The following is a 21,408-nucleotide window of genomic DNA, read 5'->3' as shown; positions in this document are numbered from 1 at the left end:
GATTTGGCAGATCATGACGATGTCCGCGCATGGGCTCGGTCCTAATGTGCCCGCAACGGTAGTAAGGGACTCGCCGGAGGGATGCCCGCGGGGTGGCCACCGACCGACGGCCCGGTGAAAGGTGGGGCTCGATGGTTTCAGGTTGGACGAAACACGGCGACGGCCGGACACTCGCCCCGGGAGAGGTGGTCAGACCCGACGAGCGGCTGTCCTGGCCGCGGATGGTCGGATTCGGGGCGCAGCACGTCGTCGCGATGTTCGGCGCCACGTTCGTCTTCCCCCTGGTGATGGGGCTCGACCCCAACGTCGCCATCATGTTCTCGGGTGTGGGAACGATCATGTTCCTGCTCATCGTGAAGGGGAAGGTACCCAGCTACCTCGGTACCAGCGCGTCGTTCGTCGGTGGCGTGATGACCATCCGGGGGCTCGTGGGCGGCGACACGCCCGCCGCCGACGCGATCGTCACCGGTGCCATCCTGGTCGCGGGACTGGTGCTCGCCCTCGTGGGCGTGGCCGTCCACTTCCTCGGCGTGCAGGTCATCAACCGGGTCTTCCCGCCGGTCATCACCGGCGCCGTGGTCATGCTGATCGGCTTCGGCCTGGCGTACGTCGTCGCCGACATCTACTGGCCACAGGACCAGTGGATGGCCCTGATCACGATGACCGTCACGTTCGTCCTCATCGTGCTCTTCAAGGGCTTCATCGGCAGGATCGCCATCCTGCTCGGTCTGATCATCGGCTTCGTCCTCTCCTGGGCGGCAGACAGGATCTTCGGCAACATCACCGTCTCCAATGCGGGCGCCGGCGCGATCGACACGCACCCGAGGGTGAGCTTTGACGCGGTGGCGGCGGCCGACTGGATCGGCCTGCCGAACATGCACTTCCCCGACTTCAAGTTCTCCGCCGTACTGCTGGTGCTGCCCGCCGTGATCGCGCTGGTCGCCGAGAACGTCGGCCACGTCAAGGCCGTCGGTGAGATGACCCAGACCGACGTCGACCCGTACATGGGCCGGGCGATCATCGCCGACGGCGCCGCCACGGTCGTGGCCAGCACCTTCGGCGGCTCCCCGACCACCACCTACGCCGAGAACATCGGCGTGATGGCCGCCACCCGCGTCTACTCGACGGCCGCCTACTACATCGCCGCCGTCATCGCGATCCTGTTCGGCCTCTGCCCGAAGTTCGGCGCGCTGGTCGCGGCCACGCCGGGCGGCGTGCTCGGCGGCATCACCGTCATCCTGTACGGCATGATCGGCCTGCTCGGCGCGAAGATCTGGATCGAGAACCGGGTCGACTTCGCCGACCCGGTCAACCTCGTCCCGATCGGGGCGGGAATCATCCTCGCCATCGGACCGGTCACGCATATGATCAGTTCGGAATTCAAGCTGGAGGGCATCGCCTTCGGCACCATCGTGGTGGTGGTGGGTTACCACCTGCTCCGGGCCATCTCCGGACGGGGCGGCGCCGGTCCGGCAGAGGTGTCCGAGCTGCGACGAGAGGCGACCGGGTGAAACCACCCCCCTTCGAATACCACGCCCCCCGCTCCCTCGGCGAGGCGCTCGACGCCCTCGCCGGGGCCGGCGAGCACGGCAAGGTGCTCGCCGGGGGGCAGAGCCTGATCCCGCTGCTGAACATGCGGCTGGTCGCCCCCGCGCACCTGGTCGACATCAACCGGCTGGCCGAACTGGCGGCCGTCGACGTCGAGCCGGGCGGCGTGCGGGTCGGCGCCCTGGCCAGGCACGCGGCGGTGGAACGCTCCGGAGAGGTCGCCGCGGCCCAGCCGCTGCTGCGCCAGGCGCTCCGGCTGGTGGCCCACCCGGTGATCCGCAACCGGGGCACCGTGGTCGGCAGCCTGGCCCACGCAGACCCCGCCGCCGAGCTGCCGGCCGTGCTCGCCCTGCTCAAGGGGTCGATACGGCTGGCCAGGCCGGGTGCCGTCAGGGACGTGGCCGCCGAGGACTTCTTCACCGGCCCCCTGGAGTCGGCGATGGATCCGGGAGAGCTGGCCGTCTCCGCGTTCTTCCCCGCCCCGCCGCCGCGTTCGGGCACCGCGTTCCGCGAGGTCGCCCGGCGGCACGGCGACTACGCCCTGGCCGGGATCGCGGCGCTGGTCGCGCTGGACGACGAGGAGAGGATCACCTCGGCCACGGTGGCCTGCGTGAGCCTCGGCCCCGTCCCGGTGCTCGTCGACGTCACCGAGGCCGTCGGCCACCGGCCGCCGGAGTCGGCGGACTGGGCCTCGGCGGCCCGCGCCGTACAGGACCGGATCGAGCCGGAGGCAGACATTCACGCGACCGCCGCCTACCGGCGGCACCTCGCCGGAGTCCTCACCGAGCAGGCACTCCGTGACGCCGCCAGGGAGGCCGTAGGTGCATGAGATCACGCTGACCGTCAACGGGGTGGTCAGGCAGGCCTCGGTCCCGGCGCGGCGGCTGCTGTCCGACTGCCTGCGGCACGACCTCGGCCTGACCGGTACGCATGTCGGATGTGAACACGGGGTCTGCGGATGCTGCACGGTGCTGCTGGACGGCGAGCCGGTCCGCTCCTGCCTGACGTTCGCGGTCACCGTGGACGGGCACGACGTCACCACGGTGGAGGGGCTCGCCGACCCCGACGGCACGCTCTCACCGGTGCAGCGGGCCTTCGCCGAGTGCCACGGCCTGCAGTGCGGCTTCTGCACGCCCGGCTTCCTGTGCACGGTGACCGCGCTGCTGCGGGACAACCCGGCGCCGAGCGACGAGGAGGTGCTGGAGGGCATCTCCGGCAACCTGTGCCGGTGCACGGGCTACCAGAACATCGTCAAGTCCGTGCACCGCGCGGCCGAGATCATGGCGGAGGAGCCTTGGGCGGGCGCGGCGGGGAGTCCCCGGGTGGTCCCGGAGGACCCTCGGGCGGGCGAGGCAGGAGACACGTCCCGGTGAGGCGATCATGACCACGAAACTGTTCGGCGAGCCGGTCCGGCGGCGCGAGGACCCCCGGCTGCTGACCGGGCGCGGCCTCTACCTCGACGACCTGGCGCCGGGGGCACTGCAGGCGGCGTTCGTCCGCTCCCCGCACGCCCACGCCCGGATCCGCGACATCGACGTCTCGGCCGCCATCGAGGTCGACGGGCTGGTGGCGATCTACACCTGGGAGGACCTGCCGGGCGCGCTCGCCGAGCCGCTGCCGCTACTCATCCCGCATCCGGCGCTGACCCACGGCCGCACCGCGTACCCGCTGGCCCGCGAGATCGTCAGGCACGTCGGCGAGCCCGTCGTGATGGTCGTCGCCCGAGACCGCTACCTCGCCGAGGACGCCTGCGCGCTCATCGAGGTCGACTACGAGATCCTCAAGCCGGTGGTCGGGGTGGAGGAGGCCGCGCAGTCCGCCCAGCTCGTGCACGCCGACGTGCCGGGCAACGTCGGCGCTCACCTGGTCCAGGAGGTGCCCTCGACCGCCGGGCTCGGCGCGCGCGAGGCCATCGACGCCGCGCCGCACACGCTGGCCTTCCGGCTCGACATCGAGCGCAGCGCGTCCATGCCGCTGGAGGGGCGCGGCGTGCACGCCCGCTGGGACGCCGACGACCGCTCGCTGCGCGTCCACTCCAGCACCCAGACCTCCACCAGCGTCCGGATGGCCATCGCGGCCAAGCTCGGCCTGCCGCTGCCGAAGGTCGAGGTGGTCGCCCCGGACGTGGGCGGCGGGTTCGGGGTGAAGATCGTGCACCCCTGGCCGGAGGAGATCCTGGTCCCGTGGGCGGCGATCACACTCGGCCGGGAGGTCAAGTGGACCGAGGACCGGCGCGAGCACTTCGTCTCCTCCGCGCACGAGCGCGCCCAGGTGCAGTCGGTCCGCGTCGGCTTCGACGACGAGGGCCGGATCCTGGGCCTGGACGTCGAGATCCTGCACGACCACGGCGCCTACACGCCGTACGGGATCATCGTGCCGATCATCACCTCCACCCAGCTCCTCGGCCCGTACAAGATCGGCGCCTACCGGGTCGAGTTCTCCTCGATCTACACCAACACCGTGCAGGTCACCCCGTACCGGGGGGCGGGCCGCCCGCAGGCGGTCTTCTGCATGGAGCGGACCATGGACCACATCGCCGAACACCTGGGGATCGACCGCACCGCGGTACGCGCGGCCAACTTCGTCCAGCCCGACGAGTTCCCCTACGACCAGGGCCTGATCTTCCAGGACGGCCGCCCGCTGATCTACGACAGCGGCGACTACCCGGAGTCGCTGCGGCTGCTCAAGGAGCTGATCGGCTGGGACGACTTCCCCGGGCTGAAGGCCCGCGCCGCCGCCGAGGGGCGCGCGATCGGGATCGGGATCGGCTGCTACGTCGAGGGCACCGGCGTCGGCCCGTACGAGGGCGGGCACGTCCAGATCACCTCCGACGGCCGGGTGCACGTCTCCACCGGGCTCACCTCCCAGGGCCAGGGGCACGAGACGGTGTTCGCCCAGATCGCCGCGGCCGAGCTGGGTGTGCCGCTGGAACGGGTCTCGGTGGTCACCGGGGACACCCGCAGGTTCGGCTACGCGGTCGGCACGTTCGCCTCGCGGGCCGCGGTGATGAGCGGCAACGCGATCGCCCTGGCCTGCCGGAAGGTCAAGGAGAAGGCGCTGCGGATCGCCGCCGAGGCGCTGGAGGCCGACCCCCGCGACCTGGAGATCGTCGACGGGGAGGTGCGGGTGGTCGGCGCCCCCGGCAGTGCGATCCCGCTGGCGACGGTGGCGGTGCTGTCCAACCCGCTGCGCTACGCCTTCGACGCCGAGGCGGCCAGGGCGACCCAGTTCGCGGGCGCCTCGTCCTTCGACCGGCCGCCGGTGGCCGAGGGGGAGGAGCCGGGTCTTGAGGGACGCGACTACTACTCGCCGATCCGCTCGACCTTCGCCTCCGGCATGCACGCGGCGATCGTGGAGACCGACCCGCTGACCGCGGAGATCCGTATCCTGCGCTATGCCGTGGTGCACGACTGCGGCAACCTGATCAACCCGATGATCGTCGAGGGGCAGATCCACGGCGGCGTCGCCCAGGGCGTCGGCGGTGCCCTGTACGAGAAGATGGTCTACGACGGCCACGGCCAGCTGCTGAACGCCTCGTTCATGGACTTCCTGATGCCGTACGCCACCGAGGTGCCCTTCGTCGAGACCGCGCACCTGCAGACCCCGTCACCACTCAATCCGCTGGGCATCAAGGGGGCGGGGGAGGCGGGGGTCATCCCGGTCTCGGCGGTGATCGCCTCGGCGATCGAGGACGCCGAGGGGATCCGGATCGACCGGATGCCCATCTCCCCGTCGGACCTGTTCGACCTGCGCCGCGCGGCTCCCGGGCGGTCCACAGCCGGAACCTGACCTTTCAGCCGCGGTCTTGGTCGCGCGTGCCTGGATCTCCGTATCCGAAGACCGTCGGTCAATGCTCGTGGACCAGGCAGGTGTCAAGCCGGAAGGGTTGGTCCTTGATCTGCCGGAGGATCGGCTTCCAGCCCTCCCACTCCGGGTTCGCATGACGGCCCAGTACGACGGCTGCGACCCTTTCCGCACCCGCCAGCTTCAGCGCGTACGACCCCGCCTGGATCCGGGATCCGGTGGTCCAGGTGTCGTCGAGCAGAAGTACCTGGGCGCCCCTGACCTCCCCGTCCGACACGCTGAACCGGTCCGCCCGGAACTCGCGGACGTCGGAGGGGATGTTCGGGTTGACGGAGAAATTCACCCAGGGCAGCCCGATCCGACTGCCGAGCAGCGTCCGTAGCGGATGCTCGCCCGACCGGCCTCTCGTGCTGGGTACGACCGCCACACGGCTCCAGCGGGTGATGTGGGCCGCCCGTGCCACGCAGCCGAGATGATCCTCGATGAAGAACAGCAGGAGGTTGAGCAGGTTGGTCTGGATCTCCGGTGACGGGATCGCCGCCTTGTAGGCGGCGAGACCATAGGCGTGCTGGGCCCGCTTGATCGCGTAGGAGATGGGAACCACGACGTCGGCGGCGCGGCACTGGGCGGCTCTCAGATGCTGGTCACAGGGGTAACAGCGGGTCCAGCCAGGGTTGGCGGGACCGCAGCAGACGTAACAGACCAGGGGCGTGGGCCTGAGTGGATTGCGTAGATAGTGGGCTTGCTGGGCGACACGTGCGCGTACGAGGTTCCAGGGGTCAACTGCTCCAGGCAAGGTGGTGGGCCTCCGGAAGCGATTCAGGGCCGGTGTGCAGATCCGAGATCAACTGCTCCACCACCGAGAGTAACTCTTCCAGGCCGGCGACCACATGGACGCCGGGTTTTTTCGCGTATTCCCGCGCCCAGTCGTGCTCCAGGAGTTGATCTGGCATTACCACGGGACGGCCGTGTTCCAATGCGAGCCGGGCCTGAATACGCGCACCGCTCTTCCACGGCGCTTCCACCACCACCGTGGCCGCCGCGTAACCGCTCATCACGGCGTTGCGCATCGGGAAGCTCTGTTTGCTCGGTGGCGCGTCAGGCCAGAACTGACTGATCACCGCGCCCTCACCGGCGATCCGCTCCTGCAGTGCGCGGTTCTCGCTCGGGTAGAACCGGTTGATCCCCGTCCCGATGACGGCCACCGTGCGCCCGTGCGCCTTGAGCGCGGCGGTGTGCGCGGCGGTGTCGATGCCTCTGGCCAGGCCGCTGACAACGGTCACGTCGTTCAGGGCCAGTTCGGTCGCGACCGCGGAGGCGATCCGCAGACCCTGCTCACTCGCCTGCCGGGTGCCGACCACGGCGATCGCCCGCCGGTCATGCGTCAGTGCCCCTCGGGAGAACAACAGCGGGGGCATCTGGTGGATGCTGCGGAGTTGACTCGGATAGCCGGGATCGAAGCAGGCGTGGACCCCGATGCCGGCCGCCTCCCACCCTCGCAGGGTCTCCGCCGCACCGGCGATGGCGGACACCACCGGATCCGTCTCGGGAAACAGCGTGTCCTGCAGCTTGAGCGCGGACTCCAGCACGGCCACCGCGCTGCCCGTTTCCAGCACCTCGATCGCGATATCCTGCCACCTGGCCCCGGGGCGCTGCAGCAACGCCACCAGAGCGGCACGTTCACACAGTTCCGGAACCATGCTCCCGATGCTATCGGTGCGCAGGGGCGCGGCCCCAGAGCCTCACCATTTCCATCATAAAAACAAGTGTTCGAACCTCTGGCGAGATCTTCGATCTTTGTGGGTTGACTCTCCCGTGCATCTCCAATCTCTGCCCCGGTCTGGCCGGGCCACCAGGATTGGGAGAACCTTCCGGAGAGGGGTCATTCACCGAGCGTGCATTTGGGGGTATCGAACTATTCTGTGTCGGGCTCAAGGGGGACACACGAGGACCTCGATTCCAGCCGCGTGACGTGGGCGCCGGCCACCGAGGTCAGAGCGTCAGCGTCAGTACCGCCCACGCCACGCCCGCTCCGGCCGCCGCACCCGCGATGGTCTGGGTGGGCGTGTGGTGGGATACCCGTACCCGGGCCCAGCCGATCACACCGACGAGAGCGGCACCCACCGCGAGCGTCGCCACGGCGGGCAGCACGTGCGCCAGCACGACCGTCGCCCCGGCGGCCACCCCCGTGTGAAAGGAGATCTTCCACCACATCGTGATCGAACCCATGACCAGCACCCAGCCGAGCATCACCGCCGCCGTCGCCGTCACGATGGCCGGCGCGTCCAGCAGGGCGAGCAGCACCAGGCCGACCGCCACCGCGATCAGACCGGCGAGCATCGGCCCGCTACGGGATTTCCGGTCGACCAGGTGCATCGAGTCCAGGCGCCCCCGCCGCACACCGACCGCGATCACCCCTACGGGCGCGCCGGCGCACAACGCCGCCGTGAGCAGACCCCACATCGCGCCTGTCCACCCGTGAGCGAGCAGACCGGTCACCGGCGGCAACGCGATCGCGACGTACTGGGGAGCGGCCACCTCCGTCACCACCCAGGCGAGGCCCCCACGCTCTCCCTCGCCCCTCAGGCCTTGTCCAGACGCTCCCACGTCGTTCACATGCTGATCAGCCATGCCGCTCCTCACCCTGTTGTCGCTGACCCGGCGGCGGTGTTCACATCGGCGGTGGCGTCCGCCGGTAACGCGGGTGAATTCTCGCACTCGATCGCCTATGTGCTGATCGACCTCTTCGAGAGGAGGAGCGCGCGGCCGTGGACCTGGCCATCAGGCAGATGGAGGCCTTTGCCGGGCGTCGTTGGTCAGGATGACGTGAAACCCATCGGCCTCGCAGATCTCCGCCGCTGGTCATCGGGATAGGCGATGGGTGGGCGGGCCTTCGTGGGGAGCGGCCTCGGAGGCCCTTGAGTCTGCGGGCTCGCGCAACTGCGTCCATCACGGTGGAGCGGGCCCTAGGCTCGCGCGGCTCCGAGAGCGGGAGCGTGGAAAGTGGGGCCCGTGTCCTTTGACACCGGGCCCCACTGATGATTGTTATGCGCGCTGAAGTTGGGGCGTGGTCGCCTCAGCCATGCCGGTGTTGACGAGGTGGAGGGAGAGCGTGGAGATCCAGGCCCAGCCGATCAGCGATGCGACGGCGAACAGCAGGCTCATCAGCCCGGGGTTGGTCTGTGGCAGGACGGCGTAGACGATCCCGCCGGCCACGCTGTAGATCGCCCACCCTTTCTGCTTGCCGGCGAGGAACCGGCGGGCGAACACCAGGCTCGCTGCCAGCAGGGCAAGACCGGCCACCATGGAGGCCACGTTGTGAAGCGCGCCGTGCCAGGAGATCACTCCGTCGGCTGACCCGGCGGGGTAGCCGCTCGCCGGGTCGGTGACGAAGATGCCCGCGAGGACCAGTGCACCGCCGAAGATCCCGATCAGTCGGGGGCCCCATTTCGCCCCGCGGCCCTGGCGCAGTGTCCGCCGCATCCCGATGGCCGCCGCGATGAACAGTGTGCCGGTGACGACGAAGTTGGCGATCTGCAGCCATCCGAGATCTCCGGTCGCCAACTGGCTGAGCATGTGCCGGGAGAGATCGAAGCCGTCTCGGGTGAACGCCTGGGCGAACGCCACCGTGAAGAACAGCGGGGTCGCGACCGCGCCGGCGGTCAGCAGTCGCCTCGTGGTCGTGGTGTCGGTCATCGAACCCGGTTCTGCTCGGCGTGGTAGCCGCCGCCGGGCCAGATCCAGTCCCCGGACAGGCTGTCGCCGTCGGGGCTGAACCGGGCGCGGTAGTAGGCGGGTGAGCCTTTCTCGCCGCTCCAGATGGTGAGCGTGTCGCCGTCGATCTCGTAGACGTAATCGAGGGTCTCGCCCTCGCTGCCGTAGAACCGGGCGATGATGTCCTCGCCTGGTTCCTCGGCGCCGAACGGCTTGTTCCGGCCGATGATCTCGATGCCGGTGATGTGCTGACCGGCCTGCCAGAGGTCGACCTCCTGCTTGAGGAAGTGACGGCCTGCCAGCCAGGAGTAGGTGACCTGGCCGGTGGCCTCGCCGCTCACCTTCCAGGTGCCGACGAGCCGGTCGAGCTCGGCCAGCGCGGTGTCCTGCTTGTTCGACATGAGAACCTCTCTCGTACGCTTCGATGCTGCTGGGTTTGGTTGTATGACGGCACGGCGCCCGGAAAGGAATCGGTGCCCGGCTCAGCCGTGCAGGAATTCCACGAGCGCGGGCGCGAGCTTCTTGGGGGCCATGGCCACGGCGCCGTGGTTGAGGCCGGGCAGAATGCGGTGTTCGGCGTCGGGCAGGACCTGGGCGAGCGCCCGTGCGGCGTTGTGGAATCCGGCCGGGCTCTTGCCGCCGGTCAGTACCAGGGTCGGCGCTGTCGCGGCCGACCATCGGCCGGCCTCCAGCGGCCTACCCTGCTGGGTGTCGCCCATCACCGCGGCGTCGTAGGGCAGCGTGTGCGCCAGTGCCCTGAGGCTCGACCACATACCCGGCATCAGCCGCATCATGGTCACCATGAACGCGGGCATGCCCTGCGCCTCGGTCATGAAGTACCTGACCGCGTCGCCGCGCCGGTCGGCGGCCAGTAGCGCGTCGAGATGCCGGGTGTAGTCCTTGGGCGGGCCGAAGCCGTCGTCGCCGATCACGAACGGCGGCTCGTAGAGCGCCAGCCTCTCGATGTCGAGCCCGGCCGCCGCGGCACGCAACGCCAGCACCGCCCCTGACGAACTCCCGAACAGCGACGCCGACCCCCCGGCATGGCCGATCAACGCCGCGATGTCCTCGACCTCGCGTTCGACCGCGTACCCGGGGGCGTCGCCGCTGGCGCCCCGGCCCCGCCGGTCGTAGTTGATCACGGTGAAGTGCCGGGCGAGCAGGCCGGCGAGCTTACCGGTGTCGGAGCGGTCGGCCAGCGCCGAGGACACCAGGATGACCGCGGGCCCGGCACCGAGCCGCTCGAACGCGATCTCGGTTCCGTCCCGGGAGATGACCGCCGTTTCGCTGGTGGTGCGCATGATTGTTGCCCCGTCTCAGGTGTCATGTGGTGTTAACAGCTGTATGACGGCGCCTGGGCGGAGAAGGAATCGGTCTGGTTTCGACGTATCGCGACCAGGGTGGCGGCCCCCGGTCCCGGGTTGCGCAGCACGCGCAGCGGCAGGCCGGCCAGACACAGCACCGCGCCGACGCCGAAGCGCTGCCCGGTGCCGTCGATCGTCTCGAGTTCGACCTCCCCGTCTCGCACCCAGACGATCGTGTCGTGCCAGGCGGCCGCGTCGTAGTCGCGGACCTCACCGCAGGCCAGGACCACCTCGCGCCGCTGGAATCCCATGGTCACGGCAGGACCAGGGGCAGGCCGAACGCGGCGAAGTGGTGTGGTGCGAACGACGTGATCTCGGTGATCCGGCCGCCGTCGATCCGCAGCACGTCCAGCACCTGGCCGCGGAACCGCCCGGTCAGGTCCCTGGTCTCGGGTGTGGTGGGGTATTCGACATAGTGTGCCACCGCGGGTTGGAGATTCGCGCCGGTGACCACGCTGTGCCAGCGCCCGTGGTACCACTCCGAGCCGGAGTCGAAGACCTGTCCGGTAAGGGTCAGCAGCGCATCCCGCCCGACCAGCCACGCCGGATGCGGCGGCATCGTCATCCGCACGTCCTCGGTGAGCAACCCGGTGAGCATGCCCAGGTCGGCTTGCTGATGCGCCTGGACGTAACGTCGCAACAGCGCGCGTTCGTCCGTGCTCGGCTCGGCCGAAGGCGCCCAGTCCTCGCGCCGCTGGGGCAGATGCTGTTTCAGTGTCGCCCGCGCTCGCTGCAACGCGCTCTTCACCGACGCCACGCTGGTGCCCAGCAGCGCGGCCGTCTCGGTGGCGGGCCAGCCCAGCACATCCCTGGTGATCAGTACGGCCCGCTGCCGGGCGGGGAGTCGCTGGATCGCCACCAGGAAGGCGAGCTCGATCGTCTCCCGCGCGACCGCCACCGCTTCCGGCCCTTCGGCCCCGTCGACGGCCGGCTCCAGCAGCCGATCCGGGACCGGCTGCAACCACGACACATCGGCAGGCGGCTGCACCGGCGTGCCCGACTCGACCAGCGGTGGAACCTGGTACGGCGCGACCCGCCGTTTGTTCCGGTCGATCAGGTCCAGGCACGCGTTCGTCGCGATCTTGTAGAGCCAGGCCCGGAACGTCGACCGCCCCTCATAGGTCTCCCGGCGGCGCCATGCCCGCAGGAAGGTCTCCTGGACGATGTCCTCCGCGTCGTCGTAGGAGCCCAGCATCCGGTAGCAGTGCACCCGCAACTCCCACCGCAAAGGCTCGACGAGCGCTCCGAACGCCCCCTCGTCACCGGCCGGCGCGGCGCCCACCACGGCCGTGTCCTCCGCCGGACCACCACCGCCTTGCTCCTCGACCATGTCTACCGTCTCCTACGCCAACACGTATTGATGACGATAGGACGGTCACCGCCACCGGAAGGAATCGGATCGCCTGCGCCCCTCGGAAGAGACCCTGGTGTTTGACGGTCTCCCCTTCACTACCTGTCACAGCTGACGAAACCCGTGAAGTGCGGAGCGGCGCCGTTCTACCGGACGGCTGGCGCCTGCCGATGCCGTCTCCACTCGGCCCAGGTGAGTTCATACTCGACTTCGCCGTGCTCGGAGCCCTCGATCGCCTCCGGCCAGTCCCCGGTGAAGCTTCGAACGAATGACAGGCCGACTTTTTCCATCACGCGGCGGGATCGCGTGTTGACGGCCATGGTGTTCGCGGTCACCCGCTCCACCCCGAGTTCCGTGAATCCCTTACGGATCAGGGCTCGCGATCCCTCCGTGGCATGGCCGACGCCCCAGGCGGCCTTGTTCAGCCGGTAGCCGAGTTCGACCACCGCGGGACTGTGGTCGGTCAGGGGCCGGAATTCCAACCAGCCCAGAAAGACCCCGGTGGCCTTCTCCTCCGCGGCCCAGTAGCCGCGGGTGCCGAAGCACGGGTGGTCATGGAGGAGCCGCGGCAGGGTCCGTGCCTGGATCACCTCGCGGCTCGTCGGCCGGCCACCGTTGATGAGGCGCATGACGTCGGGGTCATTGTCCAGTGCGAGCAGGTGGTCGGCGTCGGCCTCGGTGAACGCGCGGAGCACGAGCCGGTCGGTCTCCAGGAAGACATGCATGCGGTAATCCTCACCGCCGGCAACCGGGTCCGCCACCGGATATCGGGTCGGTGAGAGGGCAGCCCGTCCGAGGGTGGAGGAGGTGCCGGTTCCCGGCCGATGGCGAGGACAGGGAGACTGCGGGGCTGCCCCGCGCGTCGGTTTCCGTTCCATGAGATCGCCGCCCGAGCGGTGATGGTCGGCGCGCGTGGGTCAGGTCAGGAGCGCGCGGGTCTCGGCCAGCAGGTCGCACTGGTCGCGCCAGTCGCCGCCCGCGAAGCCCAGGACCACGTGCCGCGCCCCGGCGTCGCGGTAGGCGGCCAGTCGCTCGGCCACCTGCGCGGGCTTCCCGATGAGGGGTAGCCGCACTGCCTCCTCCATCGGGATGCCGTACCCGGTGATGCCCAAGGCGATGAACTCGCGGGTGGGCAGGCCGGGGCCCGGACCGAGGACGCCGGTGGCGCCGATGGCGACGACCGGCTCGGGACGCCCGTGGGCGGCGGCGAGCTCGGCCAGCTTGGCCCGGCCCGAGGCCACCTCCGACGGCGAGATCATCGAGGGGAACCAGCCGTCTCCATGGCGGGCCGCCCGCCGCACGGCCACCGCGGAGGCGTTGCCGACCCAGATCGGCGGTGGCGTCACGGCCGGTTGGAGCCGTACCTCGCCCGGCTCGTCCACCAGCGTGACGGTCTCCCCGGCCAGTAGCCGTGCCAGCAACTCCAGTGCGCTATCGGTCCGCCTGCCGCGCTCGCCGTACGGGACTCCGGCCGCCGCCCACTGCCCGGCTCCGCCGCCGGACCCGACGCCCAGCACCAGCCGGCCGCCCGAGACGTGCTGCAGGCTCGCGACCTGCTTGGCCGCCCAGGCCAGGGGCCGGATCGCCGGAATGAACACGCTCGTGCCGATCCGGATCCGGGTGGTCGTCGTCGCCGCGACGGCCAGTGCCACGGCGCAGTCCAGCGACGCCGCCCCGGTGGCGAGGTGGTCGCCGTGCCAGACGCCGTCGAGTCCGGCCTCCTCGGCATGGCGTGCGGCGGTGCCCAGGTCGAGCCGCTGCTCCCGCTGCACACCGACGCCGGGCAGAATCACTCCGATGTCCATGGACGCCATCCTTCAACCTCAAGTGACCTTGAGGTCAACTCCGCTCGGAAGGCGCTCCGTCTTTGTTCAGGCCGATTCGGTGAGGATTCCCGGGACCGCCGCTCAGTGGCGGGGGGAGCGGCGTGGCTTGACCGGGGCGGTGTCGGGGGCCAGTTCGGTGACGAGCCGGCAGGTGTCGTGCACCGGGTCCAGGGCGTTGGCATGGACGGCCAGTTTCCGTAGCAGCTCGCGGAAGACGGAGCGGTCCGCCGGGTCCAGGGGGGCCAGGACATGCTCCTCGGCGTGTTCGAGCCGGGTCTGGGTCTCGGCCCAGGTCGCCCTGCCCCGCTCGGTGGCGACGATGCGCTTGTTGCGCCGGTCGGCGGGGTCCGGCCGGCGCTCGACCAGGCCGGCCTGCTCCAGGTCGTCGAGCAGGTAGGTCATGACCGTCTTGTCGACGCCGAGGCGCTGCGCCAGCGCCCCCTGGCCACCAGGGAGCTCCTGGGCGGCCGCGGTGAGCACCTGGTAACCCCTGGGTCCGCCGGGCAGGTGGCTGACCAGCGCGTTCACCGTCCTGACGTAGGCGCGGAAGACCACCCCGAGGGTCCAGCCCAGGTCGCTGTCCAGGGCGTCCGAGGTCTCCATGCCGGGACGTTGGGTTGCGGACATGCCGCCAGATTATCAGTACTAAAGGTGAAAAAGACCTTCTGTTTGACAATCTATCTGTTTTAAATACGATCTGTCGTGCCACGGTGTCGCACATACGACATGACGTTCCAAGGAGAGACATGGCCGACTACGGGCACGAGCTGTTGTTCGGAACCTTCCTGACCCCGGTCGCCGAGCAGGCTCAGCGGGTCGTCGCGCTCGCCCAGCTCACCGAGCAGGCCGGCCTGGATCTGGTGACCGTGCAGGACCATCCGTACCAGGGGCGGTTCCTCGACACCTGGACGCTGCTGTCGGTCATCGCGGCGAGCACCTCGACGGTGCGGGTGTCGCCGAACGTGGCGAACCTGCCGCTGCGCCCGCCGGCGGTGCTGGCCCGCAGCGTCGCGACCCTGGACATCCTCAGCGGCGGCCGGGTCGAACTCGGGCTCGGGGCGGGCGCGTTCTGGGAGGCCATCGCCGCCGTCGGCGGCCCCCGGCTGAACGCGGCGCAGGGGGTCGACGCTCTGGCGGAGGGCATCGAGGTCATTCGGGCCGTCTGGGCGACCGGTGGCGGGTCGGTACGGGTCGACGGCAGGTATCACCGCGTCTGGGGAGCCCACCCCGGCCCGGCGCCCGCCCACGACGTCGGCATCTGGGTGGGGGCCTACAAGAGGCGGATGCTCGACCTGACCGGGCGGCTCGCGGACGGCTGGCTGCCCAGCAGCGCCTACGCCGCTCCGGACGCGCTCCCGGCGATGAACGCCGCCGTCGACGAGGCCGCGGCCGGCGCGGGACGCTCACCCGGTGACGTCCGGCGCCTGTACAACATCTCCGGCGCCTTCGCCGGCTCGGGGCGCGACTTCCTCCAGGGGCCGGCGCGCCTCTGGGCCGAGCAACTCGCCGAGCTCACCCTCACCCAGGGGATGAGCGCCTACATCCTGGCGAGCGACGACCCCGACGACATCCGGCGCTTCGCCGCCGAGGTCGTTCCCGGCGTCCGCGAACTCGTCGAGGCCGGGCGCGGCGGTTCGACGTCGTCCGCCGCCGACCGGTCGGGGGCCGCCGCCGAGGTACGCGGCACGTCGGCGGTCGTCGTCCCGTCCGCCCGGTTCAGGGGCACGGTCCCCGCTCTGGGAGTCACCCCCACCCCGGACGACGGCGTCCGGCTCGCCGACGTCCAGGTCTGGGACGAGAGCACCCGTCCGACCGGCCCGGACCCCGACCCGGGTCGCAGCTACACCTCTCGGCAGCGGGAGGCCGGACAGCACCTTGTCGACATCCACGACCACCTTCGCAAGGAGCTCACCGAGATTCGCGGGCTCGTCGACCAGGTCACCACCGGTGCCATGGATCCCGGCGCCGCGCGTTCGCACATCAACACGATGACGATGCGCCAGAACAACTGGACGGTCGGCACGTACTGCGAGTCCTACTGCCGCCTCGTCACGACCCATCACACCCTGGAGGACCAGAGTCTCTTTCCGCACCTGCGCCGTTCGGACCCCAGGCTCGCGCCCGTCGTCGACCGCCTCCAGCAGGAGCACCACGCCATCCACGAGGTCCTCGAAGGCGTCGACCGGGCGCTGGTCGCCTTCGTCGGCCGGCCGGACGGCCACAAGGAGCTGCGGGCGGCCATGGATCTGCTCACCGACACGCTCCTGTCCCACCTGTCGTACGAGGAGAGGGAACTGGTCGAGCCGCTCGCCAGGCTGGGCCTGCACTGAACGCCACGCGCGGGTCCGGGAAGGGGCTCTCGGAGGCGAGAGCCCGGCCCGCGAGTCTCAGGACACCTTGGCGACGGACACCTCGGCGACCAGGCGCTTGCGGAAGACCCAGTACGACCACGCCTGGTAGCCGAGTACGAACGGCAGTGCGATCAGGCCGATCCAGGTGAGCATGCCCAGCGTGTACGGGCCGGAGGCGGCCTCGGCGACGGTGAGGCCGGGGAGCGGGGCGGGCCACAGGGCGCCGAACAGGGCGGCGCCGCCCAGTGCGATGGACGAGGCGGTGGCGGCGAACGCCCAGCCGTCCCGGCCGCGCCAGGTCAGTGCGATCCCCGAGGCCAGAGCCGCCATCGAGGCGAGCGCGCCCGCCCAGAGCCACGGGGCCGCCGACCAGCCGGCGGCCACCGCGTCTGTGACGGGGATGTTCGGCAGTGCCACCACCGCGGCGGGCAGCGCCACCGCGGCGGCGATCACCGCGGCGCGCCGGGCACGGGAGCGCACCGGCCCCGAGGTCTTGAGCGCGACGAACACCGCCCCGTGCAGCACGCACAGCGAGAGCGAGAGCACCCCGCCGACCAGCGCGGCCAGCGCGCTGTTCCGCAGCAGGTCGGCGAAGACGGCGCCCCACAGGAACGCGGGGAGCGCGCTGCCGACCAGTACGCTCAGGTCGCACCAGGCGCGGTCGGAGGCGTGCTGGACCTTGCCGCGCCACTCCAGGCCGACGCCGCGCACGATCAGCCCGACGAGGATCAGCGTGATCGGCAGGTAGAACTCGCTGAGCAGCCCGGCGTACCAGGCGGGGAAGGCGGCGAACATGGCGCCGACCGCGGTGATCAGCCAGACCTCGTTGCCGTCCCAGACCGGGCCGATCGTGCCCAGGACCTGCTTGCGCTCGGCCTCGTTCCTGGCCAGTGCCGGTGCCAGCATGCCCACGCCGAAGTCGAAGCCCTCCAGCACGAAGTAGCCGATCCACAGGAACGCGATGAGTACGAACCAGAAGGTGGTGAGTTCCATGATGGTCGCCTTCAGTACATCAGGGTCGGCTGGAGCCGGACGTCCGCGGCCTGGTCGTCGCGCGAGGGCGGGATGAGGGGCGCGGCGGGAACAGCGGGTTCGGGGCCTGCCTTGACGTGGCGGATGATCAGTACGGCCTCGGCCACCGCGAACACGCCGTAGACCAGGGTGAAGACCGCAAGTGAGATGGCCACCTCGGTGAGGCTCACGCCGGGCGACACGCTCGCCGCGGTGAGTAGCTCACCCTGAACGGTCCACGGCTGGCGGCCGATCTCGGAGAGCAGCCAGCCCGAGATCATCGCGATGGTCGGCAGCGGCAGCGCCAGCAGGGCGGCCCTGGCGAACCAGGCCGGGATCTCCTGCTGCGGATGGTTGCCGCCGCGGCGCCTTCGGGTCAGCCAGAGGCCGAGAATCGACAGGCCCACCGTGGCCATCCCGAAGACGATCATTACGCGGAAGGACCAGAAGACCACCGGCAGGTTGGGCAGGTAGTCGGCCGGGCCGAACTGCTCGGTGAACCGGGTCTGTATGTCCGTCGTGCCCTGGACGACCGCGTTCGGGTCGTTGGTGGACAGGAAGCTGAGCAGTTTGGGGATCTCCACCCCCGGTACCGGGGAGAACGCCGCGCCGGCCGTGTCGTGGGTGAGCCCCTCGGCGGCGGCCAGCTTCATCGGCTGCTGCTCGTACAGCAGCTTGGCGGACATGTCCCCGCTGACCGCGACCACCGCGCCGGCGATCGCCGTCATGGCCAGCGCGGCCCGGATCGGGGTCCGCCAGATGCTCGGGGGGTTCCGCCGCGCCGTGGCGGTGCGCCGCTCCTTCAGGACCTGGTGGCCGCAGACCGCCAGCACGAAACCGCCCCCGACCACGAAGGCCGCCCCCACCACGTGGGGCACCTGCGCGAGGGCGGCGGAGTTGGTGAGCACCGCCCACAGGTCGGTCATCCGGGCCTTGCCGTCGATCACCTCGTAGCCGACAGGGTGCTTCATCCAGGCGTTGGCGGCGAGGATGAAGTAGGCGGACACGGTGGAGCCGATGACCGCGATCCAGATGGTGGCCAGGTGAACGCGTTTGGGCAGCTTGTCCCAGCCGAAGATCCACAGACCGATGAAGGTCGACTCCAGGAAGAACGCGAGCAGTGCCTCCAGCGCCAGCGGGGCGCCGAAGACGTCACCGACGAAGATCGAGTACTCGCTCCAGTTCATGCCGAACTGGAACTCCTGCACGATGCCGGTCACCACGCCCATCGCGAAGTTGATCAGGAAGATCTTCCCAAAGAACTTCGTCAGCCGCAGGTAGTGCTCCTTGCCCGTGCGGTGCCAGGCGGTCTGCAGGCCGGCCACGAAGACGCCGAGGCCGATGGTCAGGGGCACGAACAGAAAGTGGTACACGGTGGTCACCCCGAACTGCCACCGGGCCAGGTCTAGTGCGTCCATCGTCCCTTCACGTTCCCCTCGCGGGCCTGTTGCTCTACAACTCGTAGTTCTATCCCTAGTAGTACTACAAGCTGTAGAGTAAAAAGAGGGAGGGGCGTCGCGAGCTGGTGCGATCTTTGTCACATGGTCCGGTGCGAGACCGCACTTCTCAGCCGGACCGAGACCGTCCTTCGGCTCGCGACGCCAGCTCTCCTCAGGCCGTGGGGAATACCTCCACGCATGTCCCGTCACATGGGACGTATCCCCGCCGCCCGCCATCCCCCCGGAGGCGTGAGTCCATGGTGGGGCCGGCGGCGCCCCCGGGGCATCCACCTCCGGAGTGATTTCGAGGTACGTCGCACGGGCGACACCGCGAGCCTCGCGCACCGGATTCGCGGCCCTCGCCGCCGGGTGAAGCGGGCACGGATGCGCCTGCCTCCACCGAATCGGGACGCCGGCCGGCCGACGCTAGGGCCTGCCCGTGGGAAGGCGTAGGAAGATCGCCGCCAGGAGTGCTGTGACAATCGCGAGGGCGGCGTTGATGCCGATCGCGAACCGCAATCCGGGAAGAAGGGATGCGGCGACCTGGCTCATGGCGAGAGTGGACATGACCGGTGTGCCGAGGGTGATACCGACCTGCTGGCTCATGGTGACCAGTCCGGTCGCAAGTCCTTGCTGTTCACTCGGGACGCCGGCGGTGGCGATGACGGTGTAGCCGACGATCGCGACGAGGTTCGCGACCCCGCCGATGAAGGTGACGATGAGCAGTGCGATGAGCCATCCGCGGTCGTCTCCGACGAAGGCGAGCGGGATCGTCGCGGCTGCTTGAACGACGAAGCCGATGATGATCGCGACCTTCGCCCCGGTCCTGCCGATGACCTTTGGGGCGAGGAGTCCTCCAACAACGGTTCCTATGCCGAGGACGGCGAGGATGAGGCCTGCACCCACGGCGCTGTAGCCGAGGATCTTCTGGAGGTAGAGGGTCAGGAGGAACACGAGCGAGGTTTCGGTCGCGAAGGCGAGGAGTCCCGCGAGGTTGCCCCACGCGACGTTGCTGCGCCGCAGCAGCGCGGGGGCGACGAGCGGTTCGGGCACTCGGGATTCGATGGCCCAGAAGATCGCGAAGAACACGACGGCGGCGACGATCGGCCCCCATGAGGCGGGGCTGCGCCAGCCCGCCTCGCCGGCGGTGGCGATGCCGTAGACCAGGGCGACGAGACCGAACGTGACGGTGATCGCACCGGGGAGGTCGAGGCGGGGGCGCCTCTCGGCCGGCTTCTCGGCCAGGACGAACGGGGCGGTGAGAAGAACGGCGATGGCGACGACGACGTTGATGAAGAACGCCCACCGCCAGCTCACCACGCCGGTGAGGAGGCCGCCGAGCACCGCACCGGTGGTGAAACCGGCGGCCATGAGGGCGCCGTTGAGACCGAGGGCACGCGAGCGTGCCGGACCTTCGCCGAACATCGTGGTCAGTAGCGACAAGGCGGCGGGGGTGACCATCGCGGTGGCGATGCCCTGGCCGACGCGAGCGGTGAGCAGGAGGACGGGCTCTTGGGCCAGGCCGCCGGCAAGAGAGAAAACGCCGAGCAGGACGATGCCGAGGAGGAAGAGTCGGCTGCGTCCGAACAGGTCTGCGACGCGGCCGAGGAACAAGGTGAACCCGGCGGCGCAGAGCGCGAACGACGTGACGATCCATTGCAGGTCACCAGTGGCGAAACCGAGGTCGCGGCCGATGTGCGGCAGCGCGACGTTGAGGATGGAGAAGTCCACCGCGAGCGTGAAGTTCGCCGTGAGCAGCACTGCCAACACGACCCGCTTGCGCGCGGTCAGCTGTTCGGGGGCAGTGGACGATGGTGCAACAGATGTTTTGATGTCCGGCATGTGATCCAGGCTCGGCGGCCCTGCCGCGCGCAGCCAGAACCCCCGGTTGCCTAGCACTGAGAGGGACAGGCTCCGGCTGTCGCGGTCGGCGAGAATAGCGGCATGGCGGTACAGCTTGCGTACGAGGACCGACCGGTGACCGAGCTCGGAGAGTTTCTCCGCTCGCGCCGCGATCGGCTCACCCCCGAAGGCGCCGGCGTGCGCACCTACGGCCGCCGCCGAGTGCCCGGTCTACGGCGCGAGGAGCTCGCACAGCTTGCCGGGGTCTCGGTGACCTATCTGACCCGCCTGGAGCAGGGGCAATCGCAGAACGCCTCCGACGCGGTCGTCGATGCACTGGCCCGGGCCCTGCGGTTGGACGCGGATGAGCGGGCGCACCTGTTCGCGCTTGCCCGCCCGGCTCCGGCCAGACGCCGTCGCCCGCCGAAGCCGGAGAGCGCCAAGCCCGGCGCCGAGCAGTTACTGCACGCGATGGGTGATGTCCCCGCTGTGCTGCTGGGCCGGTTCAACGACGTCCTCGCCTGGAACCGTGCCGGGCACCGTCTGTTGGCCGGACACCTCGATTTCACCGCCCCCGTGAGGTCGACGGACCGGCCGAACCAGATCCGGATGCTGTTCCTTGATCCACACACCCGTGACCTCTACATCGATTGGAATGCCGAGGCGGCGCTCGCAGTGGCCTCACTGCGCTACGTCGCGGCTCAGTTCGCCGACGACCGGCGCCTGGCTGAACTTGTGGGAGAACTCAGCGTGAACAGCCCGGAGTTCGCCTCGTTGTGGGCCGGTCACGCCGTGAAGTTGTGCACCAGTGGTTCGAAACGGTTCCGCCATCCCGAGATCGGCGACCTTGAGCTTGACTACGAGGTGCTGCATCTGCCCGAAGCTAACGGTCAGCGCATCCTGACACACGCTGCCAAGCCCGGCAGTGCCTCGTTCGCGGCCCTGCGGTTGCTGACCTCTCTGTAACCGGCCGTCGGCGGCGAGCGATCTCACCGCGCTCGGGCACGGCACCGCTCCACCGGCGGACGGTACGAGGTGAACCTGCCGGCGGGATCGCCGAGCTAGTGCCGTGACCGCATAGGTTCACCGGGTTGAAGTCGAACTGGTCCTCGTCGCCCGTGTGCCCCTGGCAGGATCTTGCCCATGTTCGAAGAGAAG

Annotated in this window: 20 protein-coding genes; 6 read left to right on the top strand and 14 right to left on the bottom strand. The window is 69.8% G+C overall.

Annotated features, from left to right (window positions below):
- The first annotated feature begins 131 nt into the window (after window positions 1-131).
- From IG98_RS0121025 to cutA, 4 genes are read left to right on the top strand one after another with little or no spacing between them, the layout of a single operon-like run.
- The gene (locus IG98_RS0121025) at window positions 132-1,511 is read left to right on the top strand and encodes a uracil-xanthine permease family protein (RefSeq protein ID WP_030914554.1); all 1,380 of its coding nucleotides are present in this window, start codon (window positions 132-134) and stop codon (window positions 1,509-1,511) included.
- Window positions 1,508-2,377, top strand: a complete 870-nt coding sequence (locus tag IG98_RS0121020; RefSeq protein WP_030914551.1) for an FAD binding domain-containing protein — start codon at window positions 1,508-1,510, stop codon at window positions 2,375-2,377. Before IG98_RS0121025 ends, IG98_RS0121020 begins: the two co-directional genes overlap by 4 nt.
- The gene (locus tag IG98_RS0121015) at window positions 2,370-2,921 is read left to right on the top strand and encodes a (2Fe-2S)-binding protein (protein ID WP_051752567.1); all 552 of its coding nucleotides are present in this window, start codon (window positions 2,370-2,372) and stop codon (window positions 2,919-2,921) included. Before IG98_RS0121020 ends, IG98_RS0121015 begins: the two co-directional genes overlap by 8 nt.
- A 7-nt stretch (window positions 2,922-2,928) precedes the next feature.
- On the top strand, window positions 2,929-5,337 hold the full coding sequence (gene cutA, locus IG98_RS0121010; protein ID WP_030914544.1) for an aerobic carbon-monoxide dehydrogenase large subunit: 2,409 nt from the start codon (window positions 2,929-2,931) through the stop codon (window positions 5,335-5,337).
- A 58-nt stretch (window positions 5,338-5,395) separates the two neighbouring features.
- Here cutA and IG98_RS48090 read toward each other — a convergent pair whose 3' ends face one another.
- From IG98_RS48090 to IG98_RS0120955, 11 genes are all read right to left on the bottom strand, one after another.
- On the bottom strand, window positions 5,396-6,148 hold the full coding sequence (locus IG98_RS48090; protein ID WP_157594436.1) for a phosphoribosyltransferase: 753 nt from the start codon (window positions 6,146-6,148) through the stop codon (window positions 5,396-5,398).
- Window positions 6,132-7,052 (bottom strand): DNA-processing protein DprA, encoded by a 921-nt coding sequence (locus IG98_RS0121000; protein WP_030914538.1) that lies wholly within the window; start codon window positions 7,050-7,052, stop codon window positions 6,132-6,134. The genes IG98_RS48090 and IG98_RS0121000 overlap by 17 nt, the downstream gene beginning before the upstream one ends.
- 292 nt (window positions 7,053-7,344) lie before the next feature.
- On the bottom strand, window positions 7,345-7,983 hold the full coding sequence (locus IG98_RS0120995) for a hypothetical protein (protein WP_063766252.1): 639 nt from the start codon (window positions 7,981-7,983) through the stop codon (window positions 7,345-7,347).
- A 414-nt stretch (window positions 7,984-8,397) separates the two neighbouring features.
- Window positions 8,398-9,048 (bottom strand): DUF998 domain-containing protein, encoded by a 651-nt coding sequence (locus IG98_RS0120990; protein WP_037970901.1) that lies wholly within the window; start codon window positions 9,046-9,048, stop codon window positions 8,398-8,400.
- A complete protein-coding gene (locus tag IG98_RS0120985; RefSeq protein ID WP_030914526.1) occupies window positions 9,045-9,467 on the bottom strand; it encodes a hypothetical protein in 423 nt (140 codons plus the stop codon). Before IG98_RS0120985 ends, IG98_RS0120990 begins: the two co-directional genes overlap by 4 nt.
- An 81-nt stretch (window positions 9,468-9,548) precedes the next feature.
- The gene (locus tag IG98_RS0120980) at window positions 9,549-10,367 is read right to left on the bottom strand and encodes an alpha/beta fold hydrolase (RefSeq protein ID WP_030914524.1); all 819 of its coding nucleotides are present in this window, start codon (window positions 10,365-10,367) and stop codon (window positions 9,549-9,551) included.
- Window positions 10,368-10,399: 32 nt separating this feature from the next.
- On the bottom strand, window positions 10,400-10,687 hold the full coding sequence (locus tag IG98_RS0120975; protein ID WP_211264047.1) for a cupin domain-containing protein: 288 nt from the start codon (window positions 10,685-10,687) through the stop codon (window positions 10,400-10,402).
- Window positions 10,684-11,760: a sigma-70 family RNA polymerase sigma factor gene (locus IG98_RS0120970; protein ID WP_030914519.1), complete on the bottom strand. Its 1,077-nt coding sequence runs from the start codon at window positions 11,758-11,760 to the stop codon at window positions 10,684-10,686. The genes IG98_RS0120975 and IG98_RS0120970 overlap by 4 nt, the downstream gene beginning before the upstream one ends.
- Window positions 11,761-11,927: 167 nt before the next feature.
- The gene (locus IG98_RS0120965) at window positions 11,928-12,506 is read right to left on the bottom strand and encodes a GNAT family N-acetyltransferase (RefSeq protein WP_030914516.1); all 579 of its coding nucleotides are present in this window, start codon (window positions 12,504-12,506) and stop codon (window positions 11,928-11,930) included.
- A gap of 192 nt (window positions 12,507-12,698) precedes the next feature.
- Complete coding sequence (locus tag IG98_RS0120960; protein WP_037970899.1) at window positions 12,699-13,586, bottom strand: LLM class flavin-dependent oxidoreductase; 888 nt, start codon at window positions 13,584-13,586, stop codon at window positions 12,699-12,701.
- Window positions 13,587-13,688: 102 nt separating this feature from the next.
- A complete protein-coding gene (locus tag IG98_RS0120955; RefSeq protein ID WP_051752562.1) occupies window positions 13,689-14,234 on the bottom strand; it encodes a MarR family winged helix-turn-helix transcriptional regulator in 546 nt (181 codons plus the stop codon).
- 119 nt (window positions 14,235-14,353) lie between these two features.
- Between IG98_RS0120955 and IG98_RS0120950 the strand changes: the two genes are divergently transcribed.
- Window positions 14,354-15,937 carry an LLM class flavin-dependent oxidoreductase gene (locus IG98_RS0120950; RefSeq protein ID WP_030914507.1) on the top strand — a complete coding sequence of 528 codons (1,584 nt, stop codon included), beginning with the start codon at window positions 14,354-14,356 and terminating at the stop codon, window positions 15,935-15,937.
- 57 nt (window positions 15,938-15,994) lie between these two features.
- On the opposite strand, the gene cydB is transcribed toward IG98_RS0120950, so the two are convergent.
- The 3 genes from cydB to IG98_RS0120935 all read right to left on the bottom strand — a co-directional run bounded on the left by cydB (window position 15,995) and on the right by IG98_RS0120935 (window position 20,250).
- Entirely contained in the window at window positions 15,995-16,951 is a 957-nt protein-coding gene (gene cydB, locus IG98_RS0120945; protein WP_030914504.1) for a cytochrome d ubiquinol oxidase subunit II, read from the bottom strand.
- Window positions 16,952-16,962: 11 nt separating this feature from the next.
- Window positions 16,963-18,387: a cytochrome ubiquinol oxidase subunit I gene (locus tag IG98_RS0120940; RefSeq protein WP_030914501.1), complete on the bottom strand. Its 1,425-nt coding sequence runs from the start codon at window positions 18,385-18,387 to the stop codon at window positions 16,963-16,965.
- Between the two features lie 447 nt (window positions 18,388-18,834).
- Complete coding sequence (locus tag IG98_RS0120935; RefSeq protein WP_030914498.1) at window positions 18,835-20,250, bottom strand: MFS transporter; 1,416 nt, start codon at window positions 20,248-20,250, stop codon at window positions 18,835-18,837.
- Between the two features lie 135 nt (window positions 20,251-20,385).
- Here IG98_RS0120935 and IG98_RS0120930 point away from each other — a divergent pair, with 135 nt between their 5' ends.
- On the top strand, window positions 20,386-21,216 hold the full coding sequence (locus tag IG98_RS0120930; RefSeq protein ID WP_030914496.1) for a helix-turn-helix transcriptional regulator: 831 nt from the start codon (window positions 20,386-20,388) through the stop codon (window positions 21,214-21,216).
- Window positions 21,217-21,408: the final 192 nt, after the last annotated feature.

Source organism: Streptosporangium amethystogenes (assembly GCF_000721075.1).
GTDB lineage: Bacteria > Actinomycetota > Actinomycetes > Streptosporangiales > Streptosporangiaceae > Streptosporangium > Streptosporangium amethystogenes.
This window is presented reverse-complemented; position numbering and strand designations above follow the sequence as displayed.

Coding starts and splice junctions, on each gene's coding strand:
- IG98_RS0121025 (WP_030914554.1), top strand. CDS start 132: ATGGTTTCAGGTTGGACGAAACACGGCGACGGCCGGACACTCGCCCCG.
- cutA (WP_030914544.1), top strand. CDS start 2,929: ATGACCACGAAACTGTTCGGCGAGCCGGTCCGGCGGCGCGAGGACCCC.
- IG98_RS0121000 (WP_030914538.1), bottom strand. CDS start 7,052: ATGGTTCCGGAACTGTGTGAACGTGCCGCTCTGGTGGCGTTGCTGCAG.
- IG98_RS0120995 (WP_063766252.1), bottom strand. CDS start 7,983: ATGGCTGATCAGCATGTGAACGACGTGGGAGCGTCTGGACAAGGCCTG.
- IG98_RS0120990 (WP_037970901.1), bottom strand. CDS start 9,048: ATGACCGACACCACGACCACGAGGCGACTGCTGACCGCCGGCGCGGTC.
- IG98_RS0120985 (WP_030914526.1), bottom strand. CDS start 9,467: ATGTCGAACAAGCAGGACACCGCGCTGGCCGAGCTCGACCGGCTCGTC.
- IG98_RS0120980 (WP_030914524.1), bottom strand. CDS start 10,367: ATGCGCACCACCAGCGAAACGGCGGTCATCTCCCGGGACGGAACCGAG.
- IG98_RS0120970 (WP_030914519.1), bottom strand. CDS start 11,760: ATGGTCGAGGAGCAAGGCGGTGGTGGTCCGGCGGAGGACACGGCCGTG.
- IG98_RS0120965 (WP_030914516.1), bottom strand. CDS start 12,506: ATGCATGTCTTCCTGGAGACCGACCGGCTCGTGCTCCGCGCGTTCACC.
- IG98_RS0120960 (WP_037970899.1), bottom strand. CDS start 13,586: ATGGACATCGGAGTGATTCTGCCCGGCGTCGGTGTGCAGCGGGAGCAG.
- IG98_RS0120955 (WP_051752562.1), bottom strand. CDS start 14,234: ATGTCCGCAACCCAACGTCCCGGCATGGAGACCTCGGACGCCCTGGAC.
- IG98_RS0120950 (WP_030914507.1), top strand. CDS start 14,354: ATGGCCGACTACGGGCACGAGCTGTTGTTCGGAACCTTCCTGACCCCG.
- cydB (WP_030914504.1), bottom strand. CDS start 16,951: ATGGAACTCACCACCTTCTGGTTCGTACTCATCGCGTTCCTGTGGATC.
- IG98_RS0120940 (WP_030914501.1), bottom strand. CDS start 18,387: ATGGACGCACTAGACCTGGCCCGGTGGCAGTTCGGGGTGACCACCGTG.
- IG98_RS0120935 (WP_030914498.1), bottom strand. CDS start 20,250: ATGCCGGACATCAAAACATCTGTTGCACCATCGTCCACTGCCCCCGAA.